Genomic DNA, 21,557 nt, shown 5'->3' on the forward strand with positions numbered 1-21,557 from the left:
ACAGGCCCTCTCAGGACTTCTCCAGGTTGGCCAGGATCTTGGCATGCACCCGCATGCACACCTGCAGCTCCGCCTCGTCCACGCCGGTGAACAGTTCAACCCGCAGTTGATTGGCAATGGTCTCGATCTGGTCGATCAGCGGCTTGGCCGGCGGGCACAGCACAATTTTCTTCGCCCGCCGGTCTTCCAGTACCGCCTGCCGGCGTACCAGCCCCTGCGCCTCCAGGCTGTCGAGCAGGCGCGCCAAGGTCGGGCCTTCTACGCCCACGCTCTGGGCCAGCTCACGCTGGGTCGGGGCATCTTCGAAACGGGCCAGGTGCAGCAACACCAGCCAGCGCGCCTGGGACAGGTTGAGCCCGGCCAGGCGGCGGTCCAACTCGGCACGCCAACCTCGGGACATCTGGGCCAGCTGCATGCCGAAGCGGTGTTGGTTGTCGGTCAGGGGCATAAGCAACTCATTGAACAGATCTAATTATTAGGCAGCTAACCATGGCCCGTCCCACGAGGCAAGGCTCGGGCCCTCTGGAATGCTCGATAATCGTCAAAAAACATGACCAAGGTCAGCAGTTGGCAGTTCTGCCTTCGACCCTGTCACCACTCACAGTTCGAACTCTGCCGCCAGTGCTGCACGCACGCAGTAAAGCACGCCCTCTGGCACCCGCCCCCCGAACTGCGGCGCTATCACCGACACCGCTGGCAGCTCGCCCTCGCCATCGAGGAAGGCATCCTGCACTTCCATCAACAGGTCTTCCGGCAGGTCCAAGGCTTGTTCCAAGCTCAGTTCCTGTCGGCCCAGCGCCTCGGCCAACAGGCTGTAGACGTTCTTCTCGCTGCAGTTGAGCTGCCCGGCGATCTGTGCCGGGGTCATGCCGGCGCGGGCAAGGCTGACCAGTTCGTGACGCAGGTCGAGCACCACTTTCGGTGCTTCTTCGGTGCCGCCGCTGTTGTTCAGCACCTCGAGGAAGGCCTGGCCATAGCGCTCCAGCTTGCGCGCGCCCACGCCGCTGACCTGGGCCATGTCGCTGAGGCTGACCGGCTGGCTGCGCAACATCTCCAGCAGCGTCGAGTCGGGGAAGATGACGTAGGGCGGCACACTGTGCTCCTCGGCCAGCTTGCGGCGCAGGGTACGCAGTGCTTCCCACAGTTCGCGCTCTTCGGCACGCACCAGCTGGCTGGCCGGGCTGCCGCCACTGGACGACGTTCTGGCGGTGGTCTGCGGCTTGAGGTCACGGCGCAGCTGCAAGGTCACCTCGCCACGCAGCAGCGGCCGGCAGCTGTCGGACAGGCGCAGGCCGCCGTAGCCTTCCAGGTCGATGTCGACCAGGCCGCGCGCCACCAACTGACGGAACAGCGAACGCCACTCGACTTCGGCCAGCCCCTTGCCGACGCCAAACACCGAGAGTTTCTCATGGCCGAAATTGCGCACCTTCTCGGTGTCCTTGCCCAGAAGCACATCGACCAGGTGACCGACACCATAGCGCTGGCCGGTGCGGAACACCGCCGACAGCGCCTGGCGGGCCGGCTCGGTGGCGTCCCAGGTCTGCACCTGGTCGACACAGTTGTCACAGTGCCCGCAGGGTTGCTCGAGGATTTCGTCGAAATAGGCCAGCAGCGACTGACGGCGGCAGCGTGTCTCTTCGCACAGGGCCAGCATGGCGTCGAGCTTGTGCTGTTCGATGCGCTTGTGACGCTCGTCACCTTCAGAGTTCTGCAGCATCTGCTTGAGCATCACCATGTCCTGCAGCCCGTAGGCCATCCAGGCATCGGACGGCAGCCCGTCGCGGCCGGCACGGCCGGTCTCCTGGTAATACGCCTCTAGCGACTTGGGCAGGTCAAGGTGGGCGACAAAGCGCACGTTGGGCTTGTCGATACCCATGCCGAAGGCGATGGTGGCGACCATGATCAGCCCTTCCTCGTTGAGGAAGCGGTGCTGGTTGGCCGCACGCGTCTCGGCAGCCAGGCCGGCGTGATACGGCAGCGCCGGGAAACCCTGGTCACAGAGGAAGGCGGCGGTTTCGTCAACCTTCTTGCGTGACAGGCAATAGACGATGCCGGCGTTGCCGCGGCGCTCGCCGAGGAAGGCCATCAGCTGCTTGCGTGGCGCCTCCTTGGGTACGATGCGGTAGAAGATATTGGGCCGGTCGAAACTCGACAGGAAGCGCTCGGCGCCCTGCAGGTGCAGGCGCTGGACGATCTCTTCGCGGGTGCGCATGTCGGCGGTGGCGGTCAGCGCGATGCGCGGAACATGCGGGAACAGCTCGGCCAACTGGCCCAGTTGCAGGTATTCGGGACGGAAATCGTGGCCCCATTGCGACACGCAGTGGGCCTCGTCGATGGCGAACAGCGAGATATCCAGGTCACGCAGGAAGTCGAGCATGCGCGGCTGCACCAGGCGCTCCGGTGCCAGGTACAGCATCTTCACTTCGCCACGGCGCAGGCGCCCGGCCAGGTCACGCTGCTGTTCCGGGGTCAGCGTGGAGTTCAGCGCGGCGGCCGGCACCCCCAGTTCGTCGAGCGTGGCGACCTGGTCGTCCATCAGCGCGATCAATGGCGAAACCACCACCGTCAGGCCCGGGCGCAGCAACCCCGGCACCTGGAAACACAACGACTTGCCGCCGCCGGTGGGCATCAGAACCAAGGCATCGCCGCCATTGGCCACGCAGTCGATGATCGCTGCCTGGCGCCCGCGGAAACTGTCGTAGCCGAAGACGTCCTTGAGAACGCGCTGAGCCTGTTCGAGCATGTGCAACTCCACAAATCGCCGTACCATCCCGGATACAGGCTGGACGAAAAACCCGCCCCGCACACGCCGAATGCGTAAGCGGTTTTTGCCAGGCAGCCAGTAATACCTGCCCCTGGATGAAAAATCGCGGAGTATACCGCAGCACTGCCTCGCGCAGGGCACCACGGCAATAGACGTTCCCTTTGCCCCGCTGCCGTCGCAAGGTGCTAGAATTCGTTATCGTTTATTCCCCAAGGTAGCCCTGTAATGTCCTTCGCCGAGCAACTGACCCGCCTGCAAGCCTTCCTCGACGCCGACGAGCTGCACGAGGAAGCGCTGGACTATGTCGCCGCCCACGGCTACCTCACCGCCCTTTCGATCAATGCCGAGGAAGTGCCCGAGCGCGAGTGGATCGATGCCCTGTTCGCTGAGGAGCCGCACTACGCCAGCGACGCTCAGCGCACCGAGATCGAGGCTACCCTGGTGGCGCTGAAAGCGCACATCGCCCGCCAGCTGGCCAGCGACGACGAGTTCGAGCTGCCATGCGACCTCGACCTGACCGACGAGCCGGACGATTCCGACCTGCGCGGCTGGTGCATCGGCTTCATGGAAGGCGTATTCCTGCGTGAAGAGGCCTGGTTCGAGAACGCCGAGGAAGAAGTCAGCGAAATGCTGCTGCCGATCATGGTCGGCTCGGGCCTGTTCGACGAGCAGCCGGAATTCGCCGACATTGCCAGCAACGCCAACTTGCAGGACGACATGATCGTACAGATCCCCGAAGCGCTGACAGCGCTGTTCCTGCTGCTGCATGCCCCTGACGAAAAGCCGGCACTGCTCAAGCCACGCCACCACTAAGTCGCCTGTGCGCTACCTGCTGCTGGCCATTGGCTGGCTCAGCGTTGCATTGGGGGTGTTGGGGATATTCCTGCCGGTATTGCCCACCACCCCGTTCCTGCTATTGGCGGCCGCCTGCTTTGCCCGCAGCTCGCCGCGCTTTCATCACTGGCTGGTCCATCACCCGAAGCTCGGGCCATGGATCCGTGACTACCTAAGTGGTGAAGGCATCCCCCTCAAGGGCAAGGTCTACGCCATCGGCCTAATGTGGGCCAGCATCGGCCTGTCCTGCTATCTGGTGCCCCTGTTCTGGGCGCGCACCTTCATGCTGATCAGCGCCGTCCTGGTAAGCCTGTACATCCTCAGCCAGAAAACCCTTCACAAGCCAAAGTGACAATATTCTGTCGCCAAATATCAATTTTGCCTAACCGCCATTCTCCTTATCCGGAATGATTCTGGAACTCCTTGGGGCCCGCGTATTCATTGGCTTTCATGGATTTTTCCGCTGCCATTTCCTGATTACTGCTGTTAGCCAATTAGACAATTTATATATTATATGGCGATTTGATATGAACAAATCTTCTTATATATCGCGTTGAATGTACTTAGCTGTGTTATTAAAAACCTGCAACACTATATGCAATAACTTTATCGTCATTTTTTTGGCGAGCAGCAGGATCAATTTCAGGATCAGGGAGATGTACCATGCGCGTTTTGAACCCCATCACCAGTGCATTACTGTTGGCCCTGGCGAGTGCCAACGTACAGGCGATGTCGATCACCGAGGCTGTCCAGAGCGCCGTGGACTACCACCCACAGGTCAGCTCCAACCGCAACAGCAAGCTGTCGGCCGATGAGGATGTGAAGTTCGCGCGTGGTGGCTACTACCCTTCCGTGGATCTGGTTGCCGGCTATGGCCGCCAGCGTTCGGACAACACCTCGACTCGTGCCGAGGGCAACCACAACAAGGAAACCCTCAACTACACCCAGTCCGAGCTGCGCCTGCGGCAGATGATCTTCGACGGCTTCAACACCTCGAATGAAGTGGGCCGCACCGAAGCGGTCTCCACTTCCCGCGCCTACTACACCCAGGCCGTTGCCCAGGATGTCGCCCTGCGTGCAGTCGAGGTGTACCTGGAAGTGCTCAAGCGCCGTGAACTGGTGACCCTGGCCAGGAACAACCTGCAAGCCCACCTGCGAGTCAACGACCAGATCGGCCTGCGCAACGAGCGCGGCGTCGGCAGCACCGCCGACCTTGACCAGTCCCGCGCACGTCGCGCCCTGGCAGAAAACAACCTGGACACCGCCGAAGTCGACCTGGCCGATGCCGAGGCCAACTTCTTCAGCGTCGTCGGCCGCATGCCGGACGAGCTGGAAAGTCCGCAGTCGATCAAGGTGGAAATGCCGGCCGACCTCGAACAGGCGCGTGAAGGCATGCGCCAGAACAACCCTTATATCAAGTCGGCCCAGGCCGATGTGAATGCCGCCGAGAAGCAGTACGAAGTGGCCAAGTCCACCTTCTATCCTCGCTTCGATGCCATTCTGGCCACAGGTGCCAACAACAACACCGGCGGCGAGAAAGGTCATAACAACAACGACTGGCAAGCCGGCGTCGAAATGAACTACAACCTGTTCCGCGGCGGCAGTGACAAAGCTCGCCTGAACTCCGACGCGCACAAGGTCAATCAGGCCCTGGACATCCGCAACAACGCCCTGCGTGAACTGACCGAAAACCTGAGCCTGGCGTGGAACGCCATGAACAACGCCAGCAAGCAGCTACCGACTGCGCGTGAATACGCCGAGACCACCAAGCGCGTGCGTGCCGCCTACCAGGACCAGTTCGGCCTGGGCCAACGTACCCTGCTCGACGTGCTCGACAGTGAAAACGAGCTGTACAACGCCGATCGCCGCTACACCGAGGTGCGTTATACAGAGGAGTTCTCGCGCTACCGCGTGCTGGCAACCATGGGCGAGCTGCTGAGCAAGCAGCGTATTTCGCTGCCGCCGGAAGCGTTGGCTACCACCGAAGTACGCACCGAGGCGCGTTTGCCTGATATGCGTTGATCGGGTTCGAGATAACCGGGGCCGCTTTGCGGCCCCTGCCCTCACTCGCTACCATGGTTACGCTGGAACGTCTCCAAACCCATGGCCCTGATCTGCCTCTCGATCAACGCCTCGAACGGTGCCAGCAGCGCATCGAAACAGGCAGGCTGCTCCAACGCGTTCAGCGCTCCCACCACCGCCTCGATAGTCGATAACGCACCCGCCTCCGGCGCCTTGCGCAAGCGGTAGCGTGAAGGCGCGACAGCCCCCAGCGTCACCCGCGGCAACGCCTCCAGCAATGGGTTCAGGTACAGCAGTTTGCGCGCCTTGCGCCAAGTGCCGTCAGGCACGATCAACAGCAATGGTTGGACTTCCGTTTCTCCATAGGCCACCAACTCCTGCGCGTCGTCACCCGGGAACAGCAGGGCTGGCCGGTAACCGGGGGTCGCCAGCAATTCGTTGAGGTCATCGAATACCTCACCTACCCGCAACTCGGCGTTGTTCAGGCCAAGGGCGGCCAGGCGGGCGGTATTAAGGGCATGGGCAGTTTCACTGGGGTGCTGCAGCAGGATGACGCGGGTGCGGCTGTCGAGCGCGGGAATCAGTGGGCAGAGGCAATGGTCGAGCGGGCGCTGACAGCGCTCGCAGCGGGGTCTGGGCATGGGGTTCTCCTTGGCGGGAACAGTTTGCCACAGAACCGGGGCCCGCTTTGCGGGCCTTTCGCCGGCAAGCCAGCTCCCACAGGATCACCACAGGCCTGGGCCTTGTGCAATACCTGTGGGAGCTGGCTTGCCAGCGAAAACAGGATCACCACAGACCTGAGCCTTGTGCAATACCTGTGGGAGCTGGCTTGCCGGCGAAAGGGCCGCAAGGCGGCCCCGGCGATCTCAACGATTGAACCGCTCCGCCAGGCTATGCAGGTACTCCGCCATGCGCTCCAGGTCCTGACTGATTTCCGCGCCCTGCCTGGCCTGCCCGGCACTCTGGTCACACAGGTGGGCTATCCGCACGATCTGCTGGTTGATGTCCTCGGCCACATGGCTCTGCTGCTCCGACGCCGTCGCCATCTGCTGGCTCATGCCGGTGATACGGCTGACCGCCTGGGCAATCCCGCTCAACGCTGCCTGCACCGCCTCGACACTGTGCACGCTGTCCCGCGAGATCTGCTCGCCGCGGCTGGCGGTGCTGACCGCACGCTCTGCCCCGGCGCGCAACGAGGCGATGATCTGATGAATCTCTTCGGTCGAGGCACGGGTGCGCTGGGCCAGCGAACGCACCTCATCCGCCACCACGGCAAACCCGCGCCCCTGTTCGCCGGCACGCGCCGCCTCGATGGCCGCGTTGAGCGCCAGCAGGTTGGTCTGCTCGGCGATCGAGGTAATCACATCGACCACGCTGCCGATCGACTGGGTCTGCTCGGCCAGGGCATTGACGGCCTGGCCGATGTCGCTGACCGCATTGCTCATGCTGCCCATGGCTTGCAGGCTCTGCATCGCCAGTTCGCTACCCTGTTGCGCCAGCTGGTCGGCATCGCCCGCTGCGTGCGCCGTGCTCTGCACGTTATGGGTAACCTGCTGGATGGTCGCCGCCATCTGCGCGATCGCGGCGGCGGACTGGTCGGTCTCGTTGCGCTGGCGATCGAGCATCTGTGCCTGGGCACCGGACAAGTCGGACGACTGCGCCGCCCGAGACTTCACCCCGACCCCGGCATCCACCAGGCGGGTCAAGGCCGTTTGCAGGCGTGCTTCCTCGCTGATGATGGCAAGGTCCAACTGGCCTTGCAGGCCTGGGTTATCGCTGTAGGTCAGTGCCACCAGCGGGCTGGTGAAGGCCTTGGGATGCTCGGCCAGCGTGCGGCGGATGGCCTGGTTCTGCCGGTGCTCGACCAGATACCAGGCCAGCAGCAGGCTGGCCATCAGCACCCCGAGCGCCGCATAAGGCGGTAGCCACAGGTAGGCCGCCGCCGACAGCAGGCCCGCACCGATCAATGGCCAACCATGGCCCAGGCCATGCCCCAACCGGGCCGCCCACGGCACCGGCGCGCGGCCGGCCCGCAAGCGCGCGTACAACACCTCGGCGCGGCGGATCTGCTCGCGGGTGGGCACCGAGCGCACCGACTCGTAGCCACTGATGCGGCCCTGTTCGTAGACGGCCGTGACATAGGCGCTGACCCAATAGTAATCGCCGTTCTTTGCTCGGTTCTTGACTACGCCCATCCACGGTTTGCCTTGCTTGATGGTTTCCCACATGTGGCCGAACACGGCCGGCGGCATGTCCGGATGGCGCACCAGGTTGTGGGGTTGGCCGACCAGCTCGTCATAGGTGAACCCGCTGATCGCCACGAAAGCGTCGTTGCAATAGGTGATGCGGCTGTTGAGATCGGTGGTGGAAATCAGGCGTTGATCGTTGGGAAAGGTTCTTTCGTGCTCAGTGACGGGCAAATTCATGCGCATCTTGGGCAATCCTTGCAGGATGAAAGGGAGGTAGACAGCAGCACACGCTGATTTGATATATAGCAGGACGCCATTATGTTGTCGGTCAGCGGCACCAACAAATTTGACGGGCGCCGACGAAATACAGCATGTACCGCGCTTCAGCCCACGTTGAGCTGGCTTTTCAGCAGGTCGCGGAAGGTCTGGATCAGCGGTTCGCGGCTGCGACCGCGGCGAATGATCAGCGAAAACGGTGCCTGATAGCCGAAAGTGGACGGCGACAGCACGCGCAGGTCGCCCTTGTCGACCCAGGCTTGGGCATAGTGCTCGGGCAGGTAGCCGATGTAGGCCCCGGAGAGAATCAGGATCAACTGCGCCTCCATGCTCTCCACCGTCGCCGCGCTGTGCTTGAAGCCATGCCGGGCCAGTTCGGCCTGGCTCCAGTAGCCACGCCCGACCATGCGCTGCTGGGTCACCACCTGCTCGGGGATGCGCCGTTCGGCATACAAGGGGTGGCGGCTGCTGCAGTAAAGCCAGTGCTGCTCACGGTACAGCGGCTGGTAGAGCAGCCCGCTCATGCGCGAGGAAAACGCCCCGATCGCCAAGTCCAGGCGGTTGTCCTGCACGCCCAGTTGCAGCTCGTAAGGGCTGGACACCGACAAGTGCAGATGCACCGCCGGGTGTTCCTGGCTATAGGCGCCGATGGCTTCGGCCAGCGGCAAGGCCCGATCACCTACCGTGGAGTCGATCACCCCCAGATTGAGCGTGCCGCGCAACTCGCCCTTGAGGGCAGCGGCGTACTGCTCGAAACCGTCCAGCTCGGCCAGCAGACGCAGGGTTTCCTGATGGAACAGCTCGCCCTTGCTGGTCAGGCTGAACCCGCCACGGCCGCGGTGGCACAGCACGATCCCCAGGGCGCCTTCCAGCTGGCTCATGTAGGTGCTGATGGCCGAAGTCGACAGGTTGAGGTCGCGCTGGGCATTGGCAAAGCCCTGGTGGCGCACAACGCTGACAAAGATGCGCAGCAGTTTCAGGTCAGGCAAGGTCGAGGCCATGGTGCAACGGTTCCGCAAGGGTATTTGCGCGCAGTCTAACCGCTCTGCCGCCTTTAGTTCAGAAATTCCTGAAGTAAGTATTTGCCGGTAGCGATTTTTCCCCGGCACTACCTTCAGCAGACTTGGCCGAAATGTCCCTGCCCGCCAGCAAGACCACACCTGGAAGGCGCGCGGCGGCAACAGGTTCGAACAAACAGAACAATCGACCGACTGATGAGGCCCACCGTGGACAAGATCCTCCACCAACCACTGGGCGGCAACGAAATGCCGCGTTTCGGCGGCATCGCCACCATGCTCCGTCTCCCCCACCTGCAAAGTGCCCAAGGCCTGGACGCCGCCTTCATCGGCGTGCCGCTGGACATCGGTACCTCGCTGCGCTCCGGCACCCGCTTCGGCCCGCGGCAGATCCGCGCCGAATCGGTGATGATCCGCCCGTACAACATGGCCACCGGGGCTGCACCGTTCGACTCGCTGTCGGTGGCCGACATCGGTGACGTGGCGATCAACACCTTCAATCTGCTGGACGCCGTGCGCATCATCGAAGAAGCGTACGACGAGGTCCTAGAGCACAACATCATCCCGCTGACCCTGGGTGGGGACCACACCATCACCCTGCCGATCCTGCGCGCGCTGCACAAGAAACACGGCAAGATCGGCCTGGTGCACATCGATGCCCATGCCGACGTCAACGACCACATGTTCGGCGAGAAGATCGCCCACGGCACCACCTTCCGCCGCGCCGTGGAAGAAGGCCTGCTCGATTGCGAGCGCGTGGTGCAGATCGGCCTGCGCGCCCAAGGCTACACCGCCGATGACTTCAACTGGAGCCGCCGCCAGGGCTTCCGTGTGGTCCAGGCCGAAGAGTGCTGGCACAAGTCGCTGGAACCGCTGATGGCCGAGGTGCGCGAAAAGGTCGGCGGTGGCCCGGTATACCTGTCGTTCGACATCGACGGCATCGACCCGGCCTGGGCGCCTGGCACCGGCACCCCGGAAATCGGCGGCTTGACCACCATCCAGGCGATGGAGATCATTCGCGGCTGCCACGGCCTGGACCTGATCGGCTGTGACCTCGTCGAAGTCTCCCCGCCTTACGACACCACCGGCAACACCTCGCTGCTCGGTGCCAACCTGCTGTTCGAGATGCTCTGCGTGCTACCGGGCGTAGTGCGTCGTTAATACCGCTACACCCCGGCAGGAGCCATGAGGGAGGGCCACAGAGGCCCGCCAACAACACGACAAGACCGCCGGGCGCCTTGAACCCGCCCGCGTGGTCGATCTCGCCATAATAAAGATAATCGGGAGACCCCCAATGGCCTTGGACATCATTGTTGTAATGATCTACACCGCCGGCATGCTCGGGCTTGGCTGGTATGGCATGCGGCGCGCGAAAACCCATGAGGACTACCTGGTGGCCGGGCGCAACCTCGGCCCGGTCCTGTACATGGGCACCATGGCCACCACCGTGCTCGGTGGCGCGTCCACCGTCGGCACAGTACGCCTGGGCTACGTCCACGGCATTTCCGGCTTCTGGCTGTGCGCAGCCCTGGGCCTGGGCATCATCGCCCTCAACCTGTTCCTCGCCAAACCTTTGCTGCGCCTGCGCATATTCACCGTGACCCAGGTGCTGGAGCAGCGCTACAACCCCGCTGCACGCCAGGCCAGCGCCGTGATCATGCTGGCCTATGCATTGATGATCGGCGTCACCTCGACCCTGGCCATGGCCACCGTACTGCAGGTGCTGCTCGACCTTCCGTTCTGGGCTTCGCTGCTGTTGGGTGGTGGCGTGGTGGTGCTGTACTCGACCATTGGCGGCATGTGGTCGCTGACCCTGACCGACATCGTCCAGTTCGTGATCAAGACTGTCGGCCTGATGTTCATCCTGCTGCCAGTGTGCCTGTACAAAGCCGGTGGCTGGGACACCCTGGTGGCCAAGCTGCCATCGGCCAGCTTCCAGCTGACCACCATTGGCTGGGACACCATCATCACCTACTTCCTGATCTACTTCTTCGGCATCCTCATCGGCCAGGACATCTGGCAGCGGGTATTCACTGCCCGTGACGAGAAGGTCTGCCAGCGCGCTGGCACCACCGCTGGTGTGTACTGCGTACTGTACGGTCTGGCCTGCGCCACGATCGGCATGGCTGCGCACGTGCTGATGCCCGACCTGGCCAACCCGAACAATGCCTTTGCCGAGATGATCAAGACCACCCTGCCCGACGGCATCCGTGGCCTGCTGATGGCAGCGGCGCTGGCCGCCATGATGTCCACCGCCAGCGCCGGCCTGCTGGCTGCGTCGACCACCCTGACCGAAGACTTGCTGCCCAAGCTGCGTGGCGGCAAGGCGTCGAGCCTGGGCGTAAGCCGCCTGTTCACCCTGCTCACCGGCCTGGTGGTGCTGGGCATCGCCCTGGTGGTGAACGATGTGATCAATGCCCTGACCCTGGCCTACAACCTGCTGGTCGGTGGCATGCTGATCCCGCTGATCGGGGCGATTTTCTGGAAGCGCGCTACCACCGCCGGGGCCATCGCCAGCATGTCGCTGGGCTTCGCGACCGCGCTGCTGTTCATGTTCAAGGATGGGCTGGAAGCCAATACGCCGATCTACTACAGCCTGGCGGTTGGTCTGGTGAGCTTTGTGGTGGTCAGCCTGATGTCACGTAAATCGGTGGCGGCGGTGAAGCTGGCCTGACCTTCAGCCTGAACTGGCCTCTTCGCGGGCTCGCCCGCTCCCACAGGGATACCACAAGCCTTGAAATTCATGGGGTACCTGTGGGAGCGGGCAAGCCCGCGAAGAGGCCGGTACAGGCAACACACAACTGGCAGACACAAAAAGGCCGCTGCACCCACCCAGGTGCAGCGGCCTTTGTCTGTATCAGCGACGACGCGGTTGGCGTTTGCGCTGCTCTTCATCAGTCGGGATCGGCACCGGCTGCAAAGGTGGTGGAATCAGCCCCAAGGCGACAGCCAGGTCGTGGAGCCAGTTGGATAGTGGTTTATTCATAATGCCCCCTTGACGGGTCAGCCTCACGGCAATTCAATCCTGCGATGTTTCATACAGATCATAGCCCTATGTCCTGTATTACGCATGCCTCTAAACCTACAGATACGGGCCATTTTGATACGGATCAAGCCGTAACGGCGCATTCCGACGACTGGTTAATCGTTTCGCTTTGTTGCAGGTCGATCCAGGCCTGCAAATTTGCCCCGCACATGCCCTGGCGCCACATCAACCAGGTGACCGCCTGATCGAACGGCGCCTGCAGTCGGTGCGCCCGTACCCGGTCGCGCCCGGGAAGGCTGTCGAGCATCGACCTGGCCATCATCGCCACGCCCGCACCGGCGATCACGCAGGCCAGCATGCTCTGGTACGACTCGATCTCCATCACCCGGCCCATGGGCGTATGGGCATGGGCATACCAGGCCTCCAGGCGCATGCGGTACGAGCAGCCTTGGCGGAACGTGAACACCGCCTTGCCCGCCACATCCTTGGCAGTGAGCACCGCTGGGTGCTCGGGGCTGGTGATCAGCACCAGCTGCTCATCACACAGCGGAACACCATCCAGCCCGGCCAGGCTCGGCGGCCCATCCACCAGTGCCGCGTCCAAGGTGTGGTTCAGCAGGCCTTCCAGCAGTTCGCCACTGGGCGCAGCGCGCACCTGCAGGTTCACCGCCGGGTAGGCTTGGTGATAACGCGCCAGCAGCTCGGGCAAATGGGTCGCCGCCGTGCTGTACATGGTCCCGAGTACAAAGTCCCCCGCCGGTTGGCCGCCCCGCACGGCGGCCAGCGCCTCGTCGCGCAAGGCTGACATGCGGTTGGCGTAATCCAGCAGCACCTTGCCCGCCGGCGACAGCTGCAGGCGCTGGCGTTCGCGCAGGAACAGCTCGACACCCAGTTGCTCCTCGAGCTGGCGCAAGCGCGTCGACAGGTTCGACGGCACTCGACGCAGGCGCTCTGCGGCACGGGTGACCGAACCTTCCTCGGCGACGGCCTGGAAGATACGCAGTTGGCTGAATTCCACGGCATTCTCCAAAACAGAACAACTTAATCATCATTATTCAATTTTATTGAAAAAGAAACCGCCCTAACCTGCCAGCCATCGCTTACATCCGTGCAGGAGAATCGTCATGTCGCCACTCATTCAACTGCTGGCAAGCGCCGTGGCGCTGATGATGGCCATGGGCATCGGCCGTTTCGCCCTGACCCCGCAGCTGCCGCAGCTGATCGCCGAAGGCCAGTTCGATCTGACGGTCGCCGGGCTGGTCGCCGCGGCCAACTATCTGGGTTACTTCATCGGCGCGGTCGATGCCATGTTCGCCCGCTCGCCGGGCCATGTGCGCCTGCGCCTGCAGGGTGGGCTGTGGCTTTGCGTGCTGCTGACCCTGGCGTCATGGGCTGCAGACGGGTTCTGGAGCCACCTGCTGCTGCGCTTTGGCACCGGAATGGCCAGCGCCTGGGTGCTGGTGATGATCACCAGCCTCAGCCAACAGGTGGCCAATGCCAACAACCGTCAGCGCCTGGGTGCACTGGTGTTCGCGGGGCCCGGCCTGGGCATCGCGCTGACTGGCTTGCTGGCGCTGGTGGCGCATCTGTGGGGGTTGGGCTCGGCAGCACTGTGGCTGATCTATGCCGTGGCCGCGCTGGTGATGCTGCTGGCAGTCCGGCCTTGGCTGCCAAGAGCGCTGCAAGCGGCACCAGTGCCGTCGGCTGCACGCCAGGGCCCGACCCGCAGTGTCGGCATCGGCCGCCTGGGGCTGGTGTATGCACTGTATGGCGTGGGTTACATCCTGCCGGCCACCTTCCTGTCGCAGATGGCCAACCAGCAGTTCCACGGGCAGTGGCTGGCCGACCTGTTCTGGCCGGCGTTCGGCCTGTCGGCGGCACTGGGGGTACTGCTGGTGAGCCTGCGGCGTGGCGGCCGCACCTCGGCCTGGCTCACTGCCACCCTGTGGCTGCAGGGGTTGGGTGTACTGGCCTGCCTGATGGGTGGGGGTGTCGGGCTGGCGTTGGGCGTGGTGCTGTGTGGCGGGCCGTTCCTGGCCTGCATGCAGCTGGTGATGCAACGTTCGCGGGAGCTGGCGCCGCATGCCACACAGCGCAATGCCGGGCTGCTGACGGCCTGCTTTGCCCTGGGGCAGTTGAGCGGGCCGCTGCTGGCGGCGGTCAGCAGCCATTACAGCGGCGGGCTGCAGCCGGCGCTGATGGTCGCTGCGGGTGGGTTGGTGGTGGCTGGGGGGCTGGTGCTGCTTGGCAGCTCTGCACAGCAGGGCAGCGCCTGTCAGGCCAAGGCAGCATCCTGAATCGTGGCTGCCCGTGCCGGCTTTTTCGCGGGCTCGCCCGCTCCCACAGGGGCCGCACAATCTTCAAGACCTGTGCAATACCTGTGGGAGCGGGCAAACCCGCGAAGAGGCCGGTACAGGTTATCGATCATCCCACAATCCGCCGCAACTGCTGCTTCACCCAAGTCTCGGCACTCACCAGGATCACCCCCAGCAGCACCATCAACGCGCCAACCACAAAGTTCAGGCTCAGCGGCTCATCCAGCAACAACACGCCAAAGGTCACCCCGAACAGCGGGGTGATGAACGAGAACACTGCCAGGTTCGACGCCAGGTATTTGCGCAGTAACCAGAACCAGGTCAGGTAGCTGATGAACGACACCACAACCCCTTGGAACAGCACACTGCCCATTGCCAGCGGCGTCAGCGTCACCGCGCCGATCTGGCCGCTGAGCAAGGCAATCAGCAGCAACCCGGCAAAGCCCACCGCCAGCTGATAGAACAGGGTCAGGGTCGCCGGCGCTTCCGACAGCCGCGAGCAACGCACCACCACCGTGGTCGCCCCCCAGGCCAGCCCGGCGATCACGCCAAAGGCATCACCCAACAGTGTGCGGCCATCCATTTGCTCGAACGACATGCCGCCGGCAAACGCCATGGCAATGCCGCCGAAGGCCAGCAGGATCCCCAGCCATTGCAGCAGCCGCAGGCGTTCGCTGGGCAACCTGAAATGCAGGCCCAACGCGGTAAACACCGGCGCGGTATAGAGGAACACCGACATGTGCGCCGCCGAGGTCAGCTTCAGCCCCTCGGCAATGAACAGAAACTCCAGGCCAAACAACCCGCCCGCCACCACCCCGGCTCGCCAGGTGCTGCCGACCTGCTCCCAGCCCCCGCGCCAGCACAGCATCAGGCCTACCAGTACGGCGGCGATGCCGTTGCGCAAGGCCGCCTGCATCACCGGCGCGATATCGATGGCGGCCGTCTTGATCAAGACCTGCTGGCAACCCCAGATCAGGCACAGCCCCAGCATCACCTGGAAGGCAAAGGCGTCGGGGTTCTTGCGGACCGCGCTCATAGGCGGGCCTCTGCGGTAGTCATTGGCATGGGCAAGGGCTCGGCAGTGTTCAGGAACTACCGATTATCGGGTTTCCATGGCCGCCCTTGCCAGACTCAAAACGACCTCAGGCAATCTGTGCCTTCGCCGACACCTGCTCGAAGGTGGTTTCGTCCAGCGCATCCTCCTGCTCGTCCAGCACCTGGCGCGGGTGCTCGAAGCCGGGAATGCTGCTGTCGATCAGGCTCATCAGCCGCGAACCGCGCTCGGTCAGCACGAAGTTCTCGCCATTGCCGCCATCCTCTTCGGGCCGGGTTTCGATGAAACCACGCTCGAACAGCAGCCTTTCGTATTCGCAGGCACGGGTTTTCAGGTGGTCCAGGTCGCCCACCGGCTCCCCCTTGGCAGCCAGTGCCGCAGCGTGCTGCTCGGCATAGGGGCGTGGCGTGAAGCTGTGACCGGCGCCGTTCTGCACCTCGTGCAGCAAACGCTCGATCAGGTCCCAGTCGTAGGCGATGCTCATGGCTACAGGCTCCTGCTGTGGACGGAAGGGGTACACAGGTTGGGACCTGTCGAGCTTGCCCAGCGTTCCGAAATATCTCAGCGCTGGCGTTGTTGTGCTTGCATGTACTGGCGCAGCAACTGGTTGATCCGGGTCTGGTAGCCGCTACCCTGCTCTTTGAACCAGGCGAGAACATCGGAATCAAGGCGAATGGTCACCGTTTGCTTGGCTGGAACTCGCAGCTCGGCCTCGCGGAAGAAATTTTCATCCAGCTCAGGAATATCCGAGGTATCAATAGCCTGGTCGTCCTGTCGAGCCAGGCGACTCCAGTCAGTTTTCGATGCTTTGGTCATAATGTTTGGCCTCCCATCTGGTGGCTTTGCGTGCAGAAATGATGCGAATGACATCACCCTGCCTTTCCGTGTACACGACCACGCCTATCAGACACTTCAGCCAGCCCAGGCAGACCCAGCGTTCCTCATCGTGGTCCGGATTGCCATCGCGGCGAATCAGCATCGGATGATTGAACATATCCGGAACATCGCTGAAGTCGATGCCGTGCTTGCGGATATTTATCTGGTTCTTGGCATCGTCCCATTCAAAGAACATGGGACGCTCCGTATTTACATCTGTACATACGATACCTCCTGATCCAGGCCAAGGCTAGGGAGCGATCGCCCACTCTTCAATAGCTTCAGGAGGTTTTGGGAAAGGGATTACAACCTGGAGGGAAGTGGCCTGGCCAAATGGCTCACAAGGCTAGGTCAGATGCCCAGCTGGGGACAGGCTGACCATGAAGTGCCACCGGTCGAAGGCGCTGAACTAACGGCCAGGCGCATACCTCCACCGGGCATCACCACCGCCGGAGGTAGGAAGGATGAAACTGCTGCTGCCCATTGCCTGCGCCACTGCCCTGTTCTGCGCCCTGCCCGCCTGGGCCTGCACACCGGAAGAAGCGACGCAGAAACGCGAGGAGCTAGCCGGGTTGGTCACCCAGTTGACCGAGCAGAACCCGCAGAAGGCCAAGGAGATCAATGACGAGCTTCAAGGGATGGAGCTTGGGACGGCGAGCAAGGATTTGCCCGACAAGTGTCAGCTGATCGACAAGCGGATCAAGGAGTTGAAAGAGGCGGAGAAAAAGGCTGAATAGTGGTCGCCTGTGCTGGCCTCTTCGCGGGCACGCCCGCTCCCACTTGGACAACACAGCCTTCGATCTGTGATTATCCTGTGGGAGCGGGCGTGCCCGCGAAGAAACCAACAGCGATACTGAAGGTTACTCAGCCGCAGGCTTGCGCTTCTTCAGCGGCGCCAGGCCGTCAGCGCTGGCCAGCGGTGCATTGGCCTTCGGCTTGGCGGTTGGCTTGCGCTTGGCGGCCGCCTTCTTGTCGCCGGTCTTCTTCTCGACCTTTTTCTTCTTGCTGCCAGCTGCCTTGCCCGAGGCTTTGACCTTCTTCGGCCCGCTGTAGGTGCCCTTCACTTCCTTGATCACCCGGCGCTCGAACTGCTGCTTGAGGTAGCGTTCGATGCTCGACATCAGGTTCCAGTCGTTGTGGGTGATCAGCGAGATCGCCAGGCCTTCGCCACCGGCACGGCCGGTACGGCCTACACGGTGCACGTACTCGTCACCGCTTCGCGGCATGTCGAAGTTGATCACCAGGTCCAGGCCGTCGATGTCCAGGCCACGGGCCGCAACGTCGGTAGCCACCAGTACCTTGGAGCTGCCCTGCTTGAAGCGGTCCAGGGCCAGCTTGCGGTCCTTCTGGTCCTTCTCGCCGTGCAGCACGAAGGCCTTCACGTCCTTGGCCACCAGGTGGCCGTAGATGCGGTCGGCCAGGGCGCGGGTGTTGGTGAAGATGATCGCCTTGTCGAAGGTTTCGTTGGCCAGCAGCCACTGCACGATCTGCTCTTTGTGCTGGTCGTGGTCAGCGGTGATGATCTGCTGGCGGGTGCCTTCGGCCAGCTGCGAGACGCTGTTGAGCATCAGGTGCTCTGGGTCTTTCAGCACCTTGCCGATGATTTCGCGCAGGGCTGCACCACCGGTGGTGGCGGAGAACAGCAGGGTCTGCTGGCGGTTCTCGCACTCCTTGCACAGGCGCTCCATGTCTTCGGCGAAGCCCATGTCGAGCATGCGGTCGGCTTCGTCGAGGATCAGCACCTGCACGTGGGACAGGTCGAGGTTGCCGGCATTGAGCTGCTCGAGCAGGCGGCCCGGGGTGCCGATCAGCACATCCGGCACCTTGCGCAGCATGGCGGCCTGTTCCTTGAAGTCTTCACCGCCGGTAACCAGGCCCGACTTAATGTAGGTGAACTGCGAGAACAGCTGTACCTGCTTGAGGGTCTGCTGGGCCAGTTCACGGGTCGGCAGCAGGATCAGCGCGCGGATCTCCACGCGGCGCTCGCGCAGGTCGACCAGGCGGTTGAGCAGTGGCAGCACGAAGGCCGCGGTCTTGCCGCTGCCGGTCTGCGCGGTCACGCGCAGGTCACGCCCTTGCAGGGCCAGGGGGATGGCCGCGGCCTGCACCGGGGTTGGCTCGACAAAGTTAAGCTCGGCCACGGCTTTAAGCAGGCGTTCGTGCAGGGCGAATTGGGAGAACACGGAGGTAACCTCAGGCAAGTGCGGAAAATTCAGTTGCATAGGGTAACGTTTTCTGCCGCCTTAGCCGAATTTCTTTTGGCAACTTTGTCGCCATCCGGGCTCTAATGGCGCTTCGTTTAGCAACAAGACTGTACGCAAGCCCATGGATATCCAACGAATCTGGCGTGACTCCCTCGACCTGTGGGGCACCCTTGACCAACATCCGATGCTGCACGCGGCCATCGGCCTGGCGGTGCTGCTGCTCCTTTCCCTGGTGATCGGCCGCCTGGCACGCTTCCTGGTGCTGCATGGCGCCCGCCTGCTGGCCCGCCAGCCAGCGCTGAAGTGGCTGGACGACCTGCGCAACAACAAGGTGTTCCACCGCCTGGCACAGACCACGCCATCACTGGTGCTGCAGTTCGGCCTGAAACTGGTGCCCGAGCTGTCCGACACCGCCCAGCACTTCCTCGGCAATGTTGCCCTGGCCTTTACCCTGCTTTTCATGACCATGGCGCTGTCGTGCCTGCTGGATGCCCTGCTCGACATCTATGCCCGCACCGAACACGCCCGCACCCGTTCGATCAAGGGCTACGTGCAGCTGGCCAAGATGATGCTGTGGATTTTCGCCTCCATCGTCATCGTCGCCACCCTGATCGACCGCTCGCCGCTGCTGCTGCTGTCGGGCCTGGGTGCGATGTCGGCGGTGCTGCTGTTGGTGTACAAGGACACCCTGCTGTCGTTCGTCGCCAGTGTGCAGCTGACCAGCAACGACATGCTGCACGTGGGCGACTGGATCGAAATGCCCCAGGTGGGCGCCGACGGTGATGTGGTGGACATCACCCTGCACACCGTGAAGGTGCAGAACTTCGACAAGACCATCGTCTCCATCCCCACCTGGCGCCTGATGAGCGAGTCGTTCCGCAACTACCGCGGCATGCAGCAGTCCGGTGGCCGGCGCATCAAGCGCAGCCTGTTCATCGACGCGGCCGGCGTGCGGTTCCTGACTCGCGAGGAAGAACAGCGACTCACCCAGGTCAGCCTTCTGCGCGACTACCTGGCGGGCAAGCGCCAGGAACTGCAAAGCTGGAACGAGGCCCTGGGGCCAGTGGCCGAGCTGTCGGCCAACCGCCGTAAGCTGACCAACATCGGTACCTTCCGGGCATTCGCCCTGGCCTACCTGAAAAACCACCCCAACGTGCACCCGAACATGACCTGCATGGTGCGGCAGATGCAGACCACCGCCGAGGGCGTTCCGCTGGAGATCTACTGCTTTACCACTACCACAGCGTGGGCTGAGTACGAGCGGATTCAGGGGGATATCTTCGATTACCTGCTGGCGGTGTTACCGGAGTTTGGCTTGAGCCTGTATCAGCAGCCGAGTGGCAACGACATGCGGGCGGGGTTGAGCGGGCGTGTATCGCAAGAGCCTGTGCCGCGTCGGCTGGAAGAAATGAGCGAGGCTTGATATTGCCGGGGCTGCTTCGCAGCCCATCGCCGGCAAGCCAGCTCCCACTGGCACCGCGCAAAATTCGAGAGGTGTGCAGTACCTGTGGGAGCAACTGTCTTGCTCAAATTCTAAAAGTTGGCGCGATCCCCTGTGGGAGCTGGCTTGCCGGCGATGGGCCGCAAAGCGGCCCCTTTCCGTGTCAGGGCCGAGTCAGGGGTGCGCATTCATGCTTGTCGAAAGCCGGTTGCTCTCGCGCCCATGGACCATGCAATACAGCGCACCGGCCAGGATCAACCCCATCGCCCAACTGATATCCGCCCCCAGCCACTCGGCCACGAAGCCCGTGTAGAACGACAGTTTCATGAACGGGATGGTACCGATGATCGACACGGCGTACACCGCCAGGCTTCGACGATTGAAGCATCCATAACGCCCCTTGGCGTCATATAGCGCCCCCACATCATAGTGGCCCCTGCATACCCAGTAGTAATCCACCAAGTTGATCGCGCTCCATGGGATCAACAGGTACAGCTGGCCGATCAGGATGTCGGCAAAGAACGTATCGAAATTGTACTGGGTGGCGATGGCGATCAGCGTTGCCGCTGCGGTCAGCCCTGCCATTACCAAGGCCTTGGCCGTCGCGGTAACGCGCCGGATGGTCTTGAAGGCGCCAAAGATCGTGACCGACGACATATAGGCGCTGTACAGGCACAGGACGTTGTACTGGATCACCCCCAGCGCGATCACTGCCAACGCCAACGGCGCCCACGGGCCAAACAACGCGGCAATGGCCGTGGCCGGGTCATGCCCCAGTGCCGAGGGCAGTTCCACAGCCACCAGCGCACCCAGTGCCATCATGGCGAAGGAGCCCAGCGCACAACCGCAATAAGTGGCCCAGAACGTGGCGCGCGGGTTGACGTTGGCCGGGAGGTAGCGCGAGTAATCGGCCACATAGGGGCCATACCCCAGCGTCCAGGAGGCCGACTGGGCCACGATCAGGTTGAAGGCGGTGAACGAGAAGCCGGTACTCACCGCCGTTGTGGTTGCCATATCGCCGGGGTGCAACAGAATCAGCACCAGGGCGCCAGCAAAAACCAAGGTGGACAACAGGCTCATCCACGCGCCCAGGCGGTGGATCAGCTCGTAGCCGACAAAGCCGATGACAAAGGTCAGCAAGCCGACCACCACGATCGCCTGGTCATCGCTCATGGGTACCAGCGCCTGCAGGGCATTGCGCATCAGCACGCCGCTGGCGGCAAGGAACAGGACTGCGGCCGTGACCATCACCAGCAGAGGGAGCGCGGCACCATGGACACCGAACTGGGCCCGGCTCTGGATCATCTGTGGCACGCCCAGGTGAGGCCCCTGGGCAGAGTGCGCGGCCATGAACACGGTACCGATGAGGTTGCCGACCAACAGGCCCAACAAGGTCCAGCCAAGGCTTAGCCCCGATGCAATGCCCAGGGTGCCGACCATCAGCGCGGTTATCTGGAAGTTGGAGCTGAACCAGATAGTGAACAATCGTTTAGGCGTGCCATAACGCTCTGCGTGTGGGACAAATTCGATACTTCGCGTTTCTAGCTTCACGCCGGTCTCCCGATTTTGTTTTCCGGATT

At 62.8% G+C, this 21,557-nt stretch carries 21 protein-coding genes; 8 read left to right on the plus strand and 13 right to left on the minus strand.

The features are described from left to right. Positions 1 to 10: 10 nt before the first annotated feature. The gene (locus V3314_RS23050) at positions 11 to 448 is read right to left on the minus strand and encodes a MarR family transcriptional regulator (RefSeq protein ID WP_046614656.1); all 438 of its coding nucleotides are present in this window, start codon (positions 446 to 448) and stop codon (positions 11 to 13) included. A 150-nt stretch (positions 449 to 598) separates the two neighbouring features. Continuing rightward, positions 599 to 2,743 carry a DNA helicase RecQ gene (gene recQ / locus V3314_RS23055; RefSeq protein WP_046614657.1) on the minus strand — a complete coding sequence of 715 codons (2,145 nt, stop codon included), beginning with the start codon at positions 2,741 to 2,743 and terminating at the stop codon, positions 599 to 601. A gap of 246 nt (positions 2,744 to 2,989) precedes the next feature. Here recQ and V3314_RS23060 point away from each other — a divergent pair, with 246 nt between their 5' ends. From V3314_RS23060 to V3314_RS23070, 3 genes are all read left to right on the plus strand, one after another. Beyond that, entirely contained in the window at positions 2,990 to 3,577 is a 588-nt protein-coding gene (locus tag V3314_RS23060; protein WP_025340148.1) for a YecA family protein, read from the plus strand. After that, positions 3,531 to 3,950 (plus strand): YbaN family protein, encoded by a 420-nt coding sequence (locus V3314_RS23065; RefSeq protein WP_161797623.1) that lies wholly within the window; start codon positions 3,531 to 3,533, stop codon positions 3,948 to 3,950. Before V3314_RS23060 ends, V3314_RS23065 begins: the two co-directional genes overlap by 47 nt. Before the next feature lie 311 nt (positions 3,951 to 4,261). Further along, on the plus strand, positions 4,262 to 5,620 hold the full coding sequence (locus tag V3314_RS23070) for a TolC family outer membrane protein (RefSeq protein WP_046614659.1): 1,359 nt from the start codon (positions 4,262 to 4,264) through the stop codon (positions 5,618 to 5,620). Positions 5,621 to 5,661: 41 nt separating this feature from the next. Here V3314_RS23070 and V3314_RS23075 read toward each other — a convergent pair whose 3' ends face one another. The 3 genes from V3314_RS23075 to V3314_RS23085 all read right to left on the minus strand — a co-directional run bounded on the left by V3314_RS23075 (position 5,662) and on the right by V3314_RS23085 (position 9,086). Beyond that, positions 5,662 to 6,261 carry a DTW domain-containing protein gene (locus V3314_RS23075; RefSeq protein WP_046614660.1) on the minus strand — a complete coding sequence of 200 codons (600 nt, stop codon included), beginning with the start codon at positions 6,259 to 6,261 and terminating at the stop codon, positions 5,662 to 5,664. Between the two features lie 225 nt (positions 6,262 to 6,486). Next, positions 6,487 to 8,052, minus strand: coding sequence for a PAS domain-containing methyl-accepting chemotaxis protein (locus V3314_RS23080; protein WP_046614661.1), 1,566 nt, complete (start codon positions 8,050 to 8,052; stop codon positions 6,487 to 6,489). A 140-nt stretch (positions 8,053 to 8,192) separates the two neighbouring features. Next, complete coding sequence (locus V3314_RS23085) at positions 8,193 to 9,086, minus strand: LysR family transcriptional regulator (RefSeq protein WP_046614662.1); 894 nt, start codon at positions 9,084 to 9,086, stop codon at positions 8,193 to 8,195. 225 nt (positions 9,087 to 9,311) lie between these two features. Between V3314_RS23085 and speB the strand changes: the two genes are divergently transcribed. Further along, positions 9,312 to 10,262, plus strand: a complete 951-nt coding sequence (gene speB / locus V3314_RS23090; RefSeq protein WP_025340154.1) for an agmatinase — start codon at positions 9,312 to 9,314, stop codon at positions 10,260 to 10,262. A gap of 133 nt (positions 10,263 to 10,395) precedes the next feature. Next, positions 10,396 to 11,775 (plus strand): sodium:solute symporter, encoded by a 1,380-nt coding sequence (locus V3314_RS23095; protein WP_046614663.1) that lies wholly within the window; start codon positions 10,396 to 10,398, stop codon positions 11,773 to 11,775. Positions 11,776 to 11,958: 183 nt separating this feature from the next. Here V3314_RS23095 and V3314_RS23100 read toward each other — a convergent pair whose 3' ends face one another. Both V3314_RS23100 and V3314_RS23105 read right to left on the minus strand, forming a co-directional pair. Then, entirely contained in the window at positions 11,959 to 12,087 is a 129-nt protein-coding gene (locus tag V3314_RS23100) for a PA1414 family protein (protein WP_009683677.1), read from the minus strand. A 124-nt stretch (positions 12,088 to 12,211) separates the two neighbouring features. After that, positions 12,212 to 13,105 (minus strand): LysR substrate-binding domain-containing protein, encoded by an 894-nt coding sequence (locus tag V3314_RS23105; RefSeq protein ID WP_338459671.1) that lies wholly within the window; start codon positions 13,103 to 13,105, stop codon positions 12,212 to 12,214. A gap of 106 nt (positions 13,106 to 13,211) precedes the next feature. Here V3314_RS23105 and V3314_RS23110 point away from each other — a divergent pair, with 106 nt between their 5' ends. Beyond that, positions 13,212 to 14,384, plus strand: coding sequence for an MFS transporter (locus tag V3314_RS23110; RefSeq protein WP_085602120.1), 1,173 nt, complete (start codon positions 13,212 to 13,214; stop codon positions 14,382 to 14,384). A 127-nt stretch (positions 14,385 to 14,511) separates the two neighbouring features. On the opposite strand, the gene V3314_RS23115 is transcribed toward V3314_RS23110, so the two are convergent. The 4 genes from V3314_RS23115 to V3314_RS23130 form a co-directional block, all read right to left on the minus strand. Continuing rightward, positions 14,512 to 15,438, minus strand: coding sequence for a DMT family transporter (locus V3314_RS23115; RefSeq protein WP_338459672.1), 927 nt, complete (start codon positions 15,436 to 15,438; stop codon positions 14,512 to 14,514). Positions 15,439 to 15,544: 106 nt separating this feature from the next. Then, positions 15,545 to 15,940: a hypothetical protein gene (locus V3314_RS23120; protein ID WP_013973698.1), complete on the minus strand. Its 396-nt coding sequence runs from the start codon at positions 15,938 to 15,940 to the stop codon at positions 15,545 to 15,547. A gap of 77 nt (positions 15,941 to 16,017) precedes the next feature. Next, positions 16,018 to 16,272 (minus strand): BrnA antitoxin family protein, encoded by a 255-nt coding sequence (locus tag V3314_RS23125; protein WP_046614667.1) that lies wholly within the window; start codon positions 16,270 to 16,272, stop codon positions 16,018 to 16,020. Next, positions 16,250 to 16,528: a BrnT family toxin gene (locus V3314_RS23130; protein WP_046614668.1), complete on the minus strand. Its 279-nt coding sequence runs from the start codon at positions 16,526 to 16,528 to the stop codon at positions 16,250 to 16,252. The genes V3314_RS23125 and V3314_RS23130 overlap by 23 nt, the downstream gene beginning before the upstream one ends. Positions 16,529 to 16,796: 268 nt before the next feature. Between V3314_RS23130 and V3314_RS23135 the strand changes: the two genes are divergently transcribed. After that, positions 16,797 to 17,069: a hypothetical protein gene (locus V3314_RS23135; RefSeq protein ID WP_025340165.1), complete on the plus strand. Its 273-nt coding sequence runs from the start codon at positions 16,797 to 16,799 to the stop codon at positions 17,067 to 17,069. 123 nt (positions 17,070 to 17,192) lie between these two features. Here V3314_RS23135 and V3314_RS23140 read toward each other — a convergent pair whose 3' ends face one another. Further along, complete coding sequence (locus tag V3314_RS23140; RefSeq protein WP_338459673.1) at positions 17,193 to 18,554, minus strand: DEAD/DEAH box helicase; 1,362 nt, start codon at positions 18,552 to 18,554, stop codon at positions 17,193 to 17,195. Between the two features lie 103 nt (positions 18,555 to 18,657). On the opposite strand from V3314_RS23140, the gene V3314_RS23145 reads away from it, so the two are divergent. Then, the gene (locus V3314_RS23145; RefSeq protein ID WP_135002395.1) at positions 18,658 to 19,959 is read left to right on the plus strand and encodes a mechanosensitive ion channel family protein; all 1,302 of its coding nucleotides are present in this window, start codon (positions 18,658 to 18,660) and stop codon (positions 19,957 to 19,959) included. A 192-nt stretch (positions 19,960 to 20,151) separates the two neighbouring features. Here V3314_RS23145 and V3314_RS23150 read toward each other — a convergent pair whose 3' ends face one another. Further along, complete coding sequence (locus tag V3314_RS23150; RefSeq protein WP_046614671.1) at positions 20,152 to 21,528, minus strand: cytosine permease; 1,377 nt, start codon at positions 21,526 to 21,528, stop codon at positions 20,152 to 20,154. Positions 21,529 to 21,557: the final 29 nt, after the last annotated feature.

Origin of the sequence: Pseudomonas sp. TE3-3-F2023 (assembly GCF_036784815.1) — a bacterium.
GTDB classification, from domain to species: domain Bacteria; phylum Pseudomonadota; class Gammaproteobacteria; order Pseudomonadales; family Pseudomonadaceae; genus Aquipseudomonas; species Aquipseudomonas pudica.

Coding starts and splice junctions, on each gene's coding strand:
- V3314_RS23130 (WP_046614668.1), bottom strand. CDS start 16,528: ATGTTCTTTGAATGGGACGATGCCAAGAACCAGATAAATATCCGCAAG.
- V3314_RS23125 (WP_046614667.1), bottom strand. CDS start 16,272: ATGACCAAAGCATCGAAAACTGACTGGAGTCGCCTGGCTCGACAGGAC.
- V3314_RS23050 (WP_046614656.1), bottom strand. CDS start 448: ATGCCCCTGACCGACAACCAACACCGCTTCGGCATGCAGCTGGCCCAG.
- V3314_RS23075 (WP_046614660.1), bottom strand. CDS start 6,261: ATGCCCAGACCCCGCTGCGAGCGCTGTCAGCGCCCGCTCGACCATTGC.
- recQ (WP_046614657.1), bottom strand. CDS start 2,743: ATGCTCGAACAGGCTCAGCGCGTTCTCAAGGACGTCTTCGGCTACGAC.
- V3314_RS23115 (WP_338459672.1), bottom strand. CDS start 15,438: ATGAGCGCGGTCCGCAAGAACCCCGACGCCTTTGCCTTCCAGGTGATG.
- V3314_RS23080 (WP_046614661.1), bottom strand. CDS start 8,052: ATGCGCATGAATTTGCCCGTCACTGAGCACGAAAGAACCTTTCCCAAC.
- V3314_RS23095 (WP_046614663.1), top strand. CDS start 10,396: ATGGCCTTGGACATCATTGTTGTAATGATCTACACCGCCGGCATGCTC.
- V3314_RS23145 (WP_135002395.1), top strand. CDS start 18,658: ATGGATATCCAACGAATCTGGCGTGACTCCCTCGACCTGTGGGGCACC.
- V3314_RS23070 (WP_046614659.1), top strand. CDS start 4,262: ATGCGCGTTTTGAACCCCATCACCAGTGCATTACTGTTGGCCCTGGCG.
- V3314_RS23060 (WP_025340148.1), top strand. CDS start 2,990: ATGTCCTTCGCCGAGCAACTGACCCGCCTGCAAGCCTTCCTCGACGCC.
- V3314_RS23065 (WP_161797623.1), top strand. CDS start 3,531: ATGCCCCTGACGAAAAGCCGGCACTGCTCAAGCCACGCCACCACTAAG.
- V3314_RS23120 (WP_013973698.1), bottom strand. CDS start 15,940: ATGAGCATCGCCTACGACTGGGACCTGATCGAGCGTTTGCTGCACGAG.
- V3314_RS23140 (WP_338459673.1), bottom strand. CDS start 18,554: ATGCAACTGAATTTTCCGCACTTGCCTGAGGTTACCTCCGTGTTCTCC.
- V3314_RS23135 (WP_025340165.1), top strand. CDS start 16,797: ATGAAACTGCTGCTGCCCATTGCCTGCGCCACTGCCCTGTTCTGCGCC.
- V3314_RS23110 (WP_085602120.1), top strand. CDS start 13,212: ATGTCGCCACTCATTCAACTGCTGGCAAGCGCCGTGGCGCTGATGATG.
- V3314_RS23085 (WP_046614662.1), bottom strand. CDS start 9,086: ATGGCCTCGACCTTGCCTGACCTGAAACTGCTGCGCATCTTTGTCAGC.
- V3314_RS23100 (WP_009683677.1), bottom strand. CDS start 12,087: ATGAATAAACCACTATCCAACTGGCTCCACGACCTGGCTGTCGCCTTG.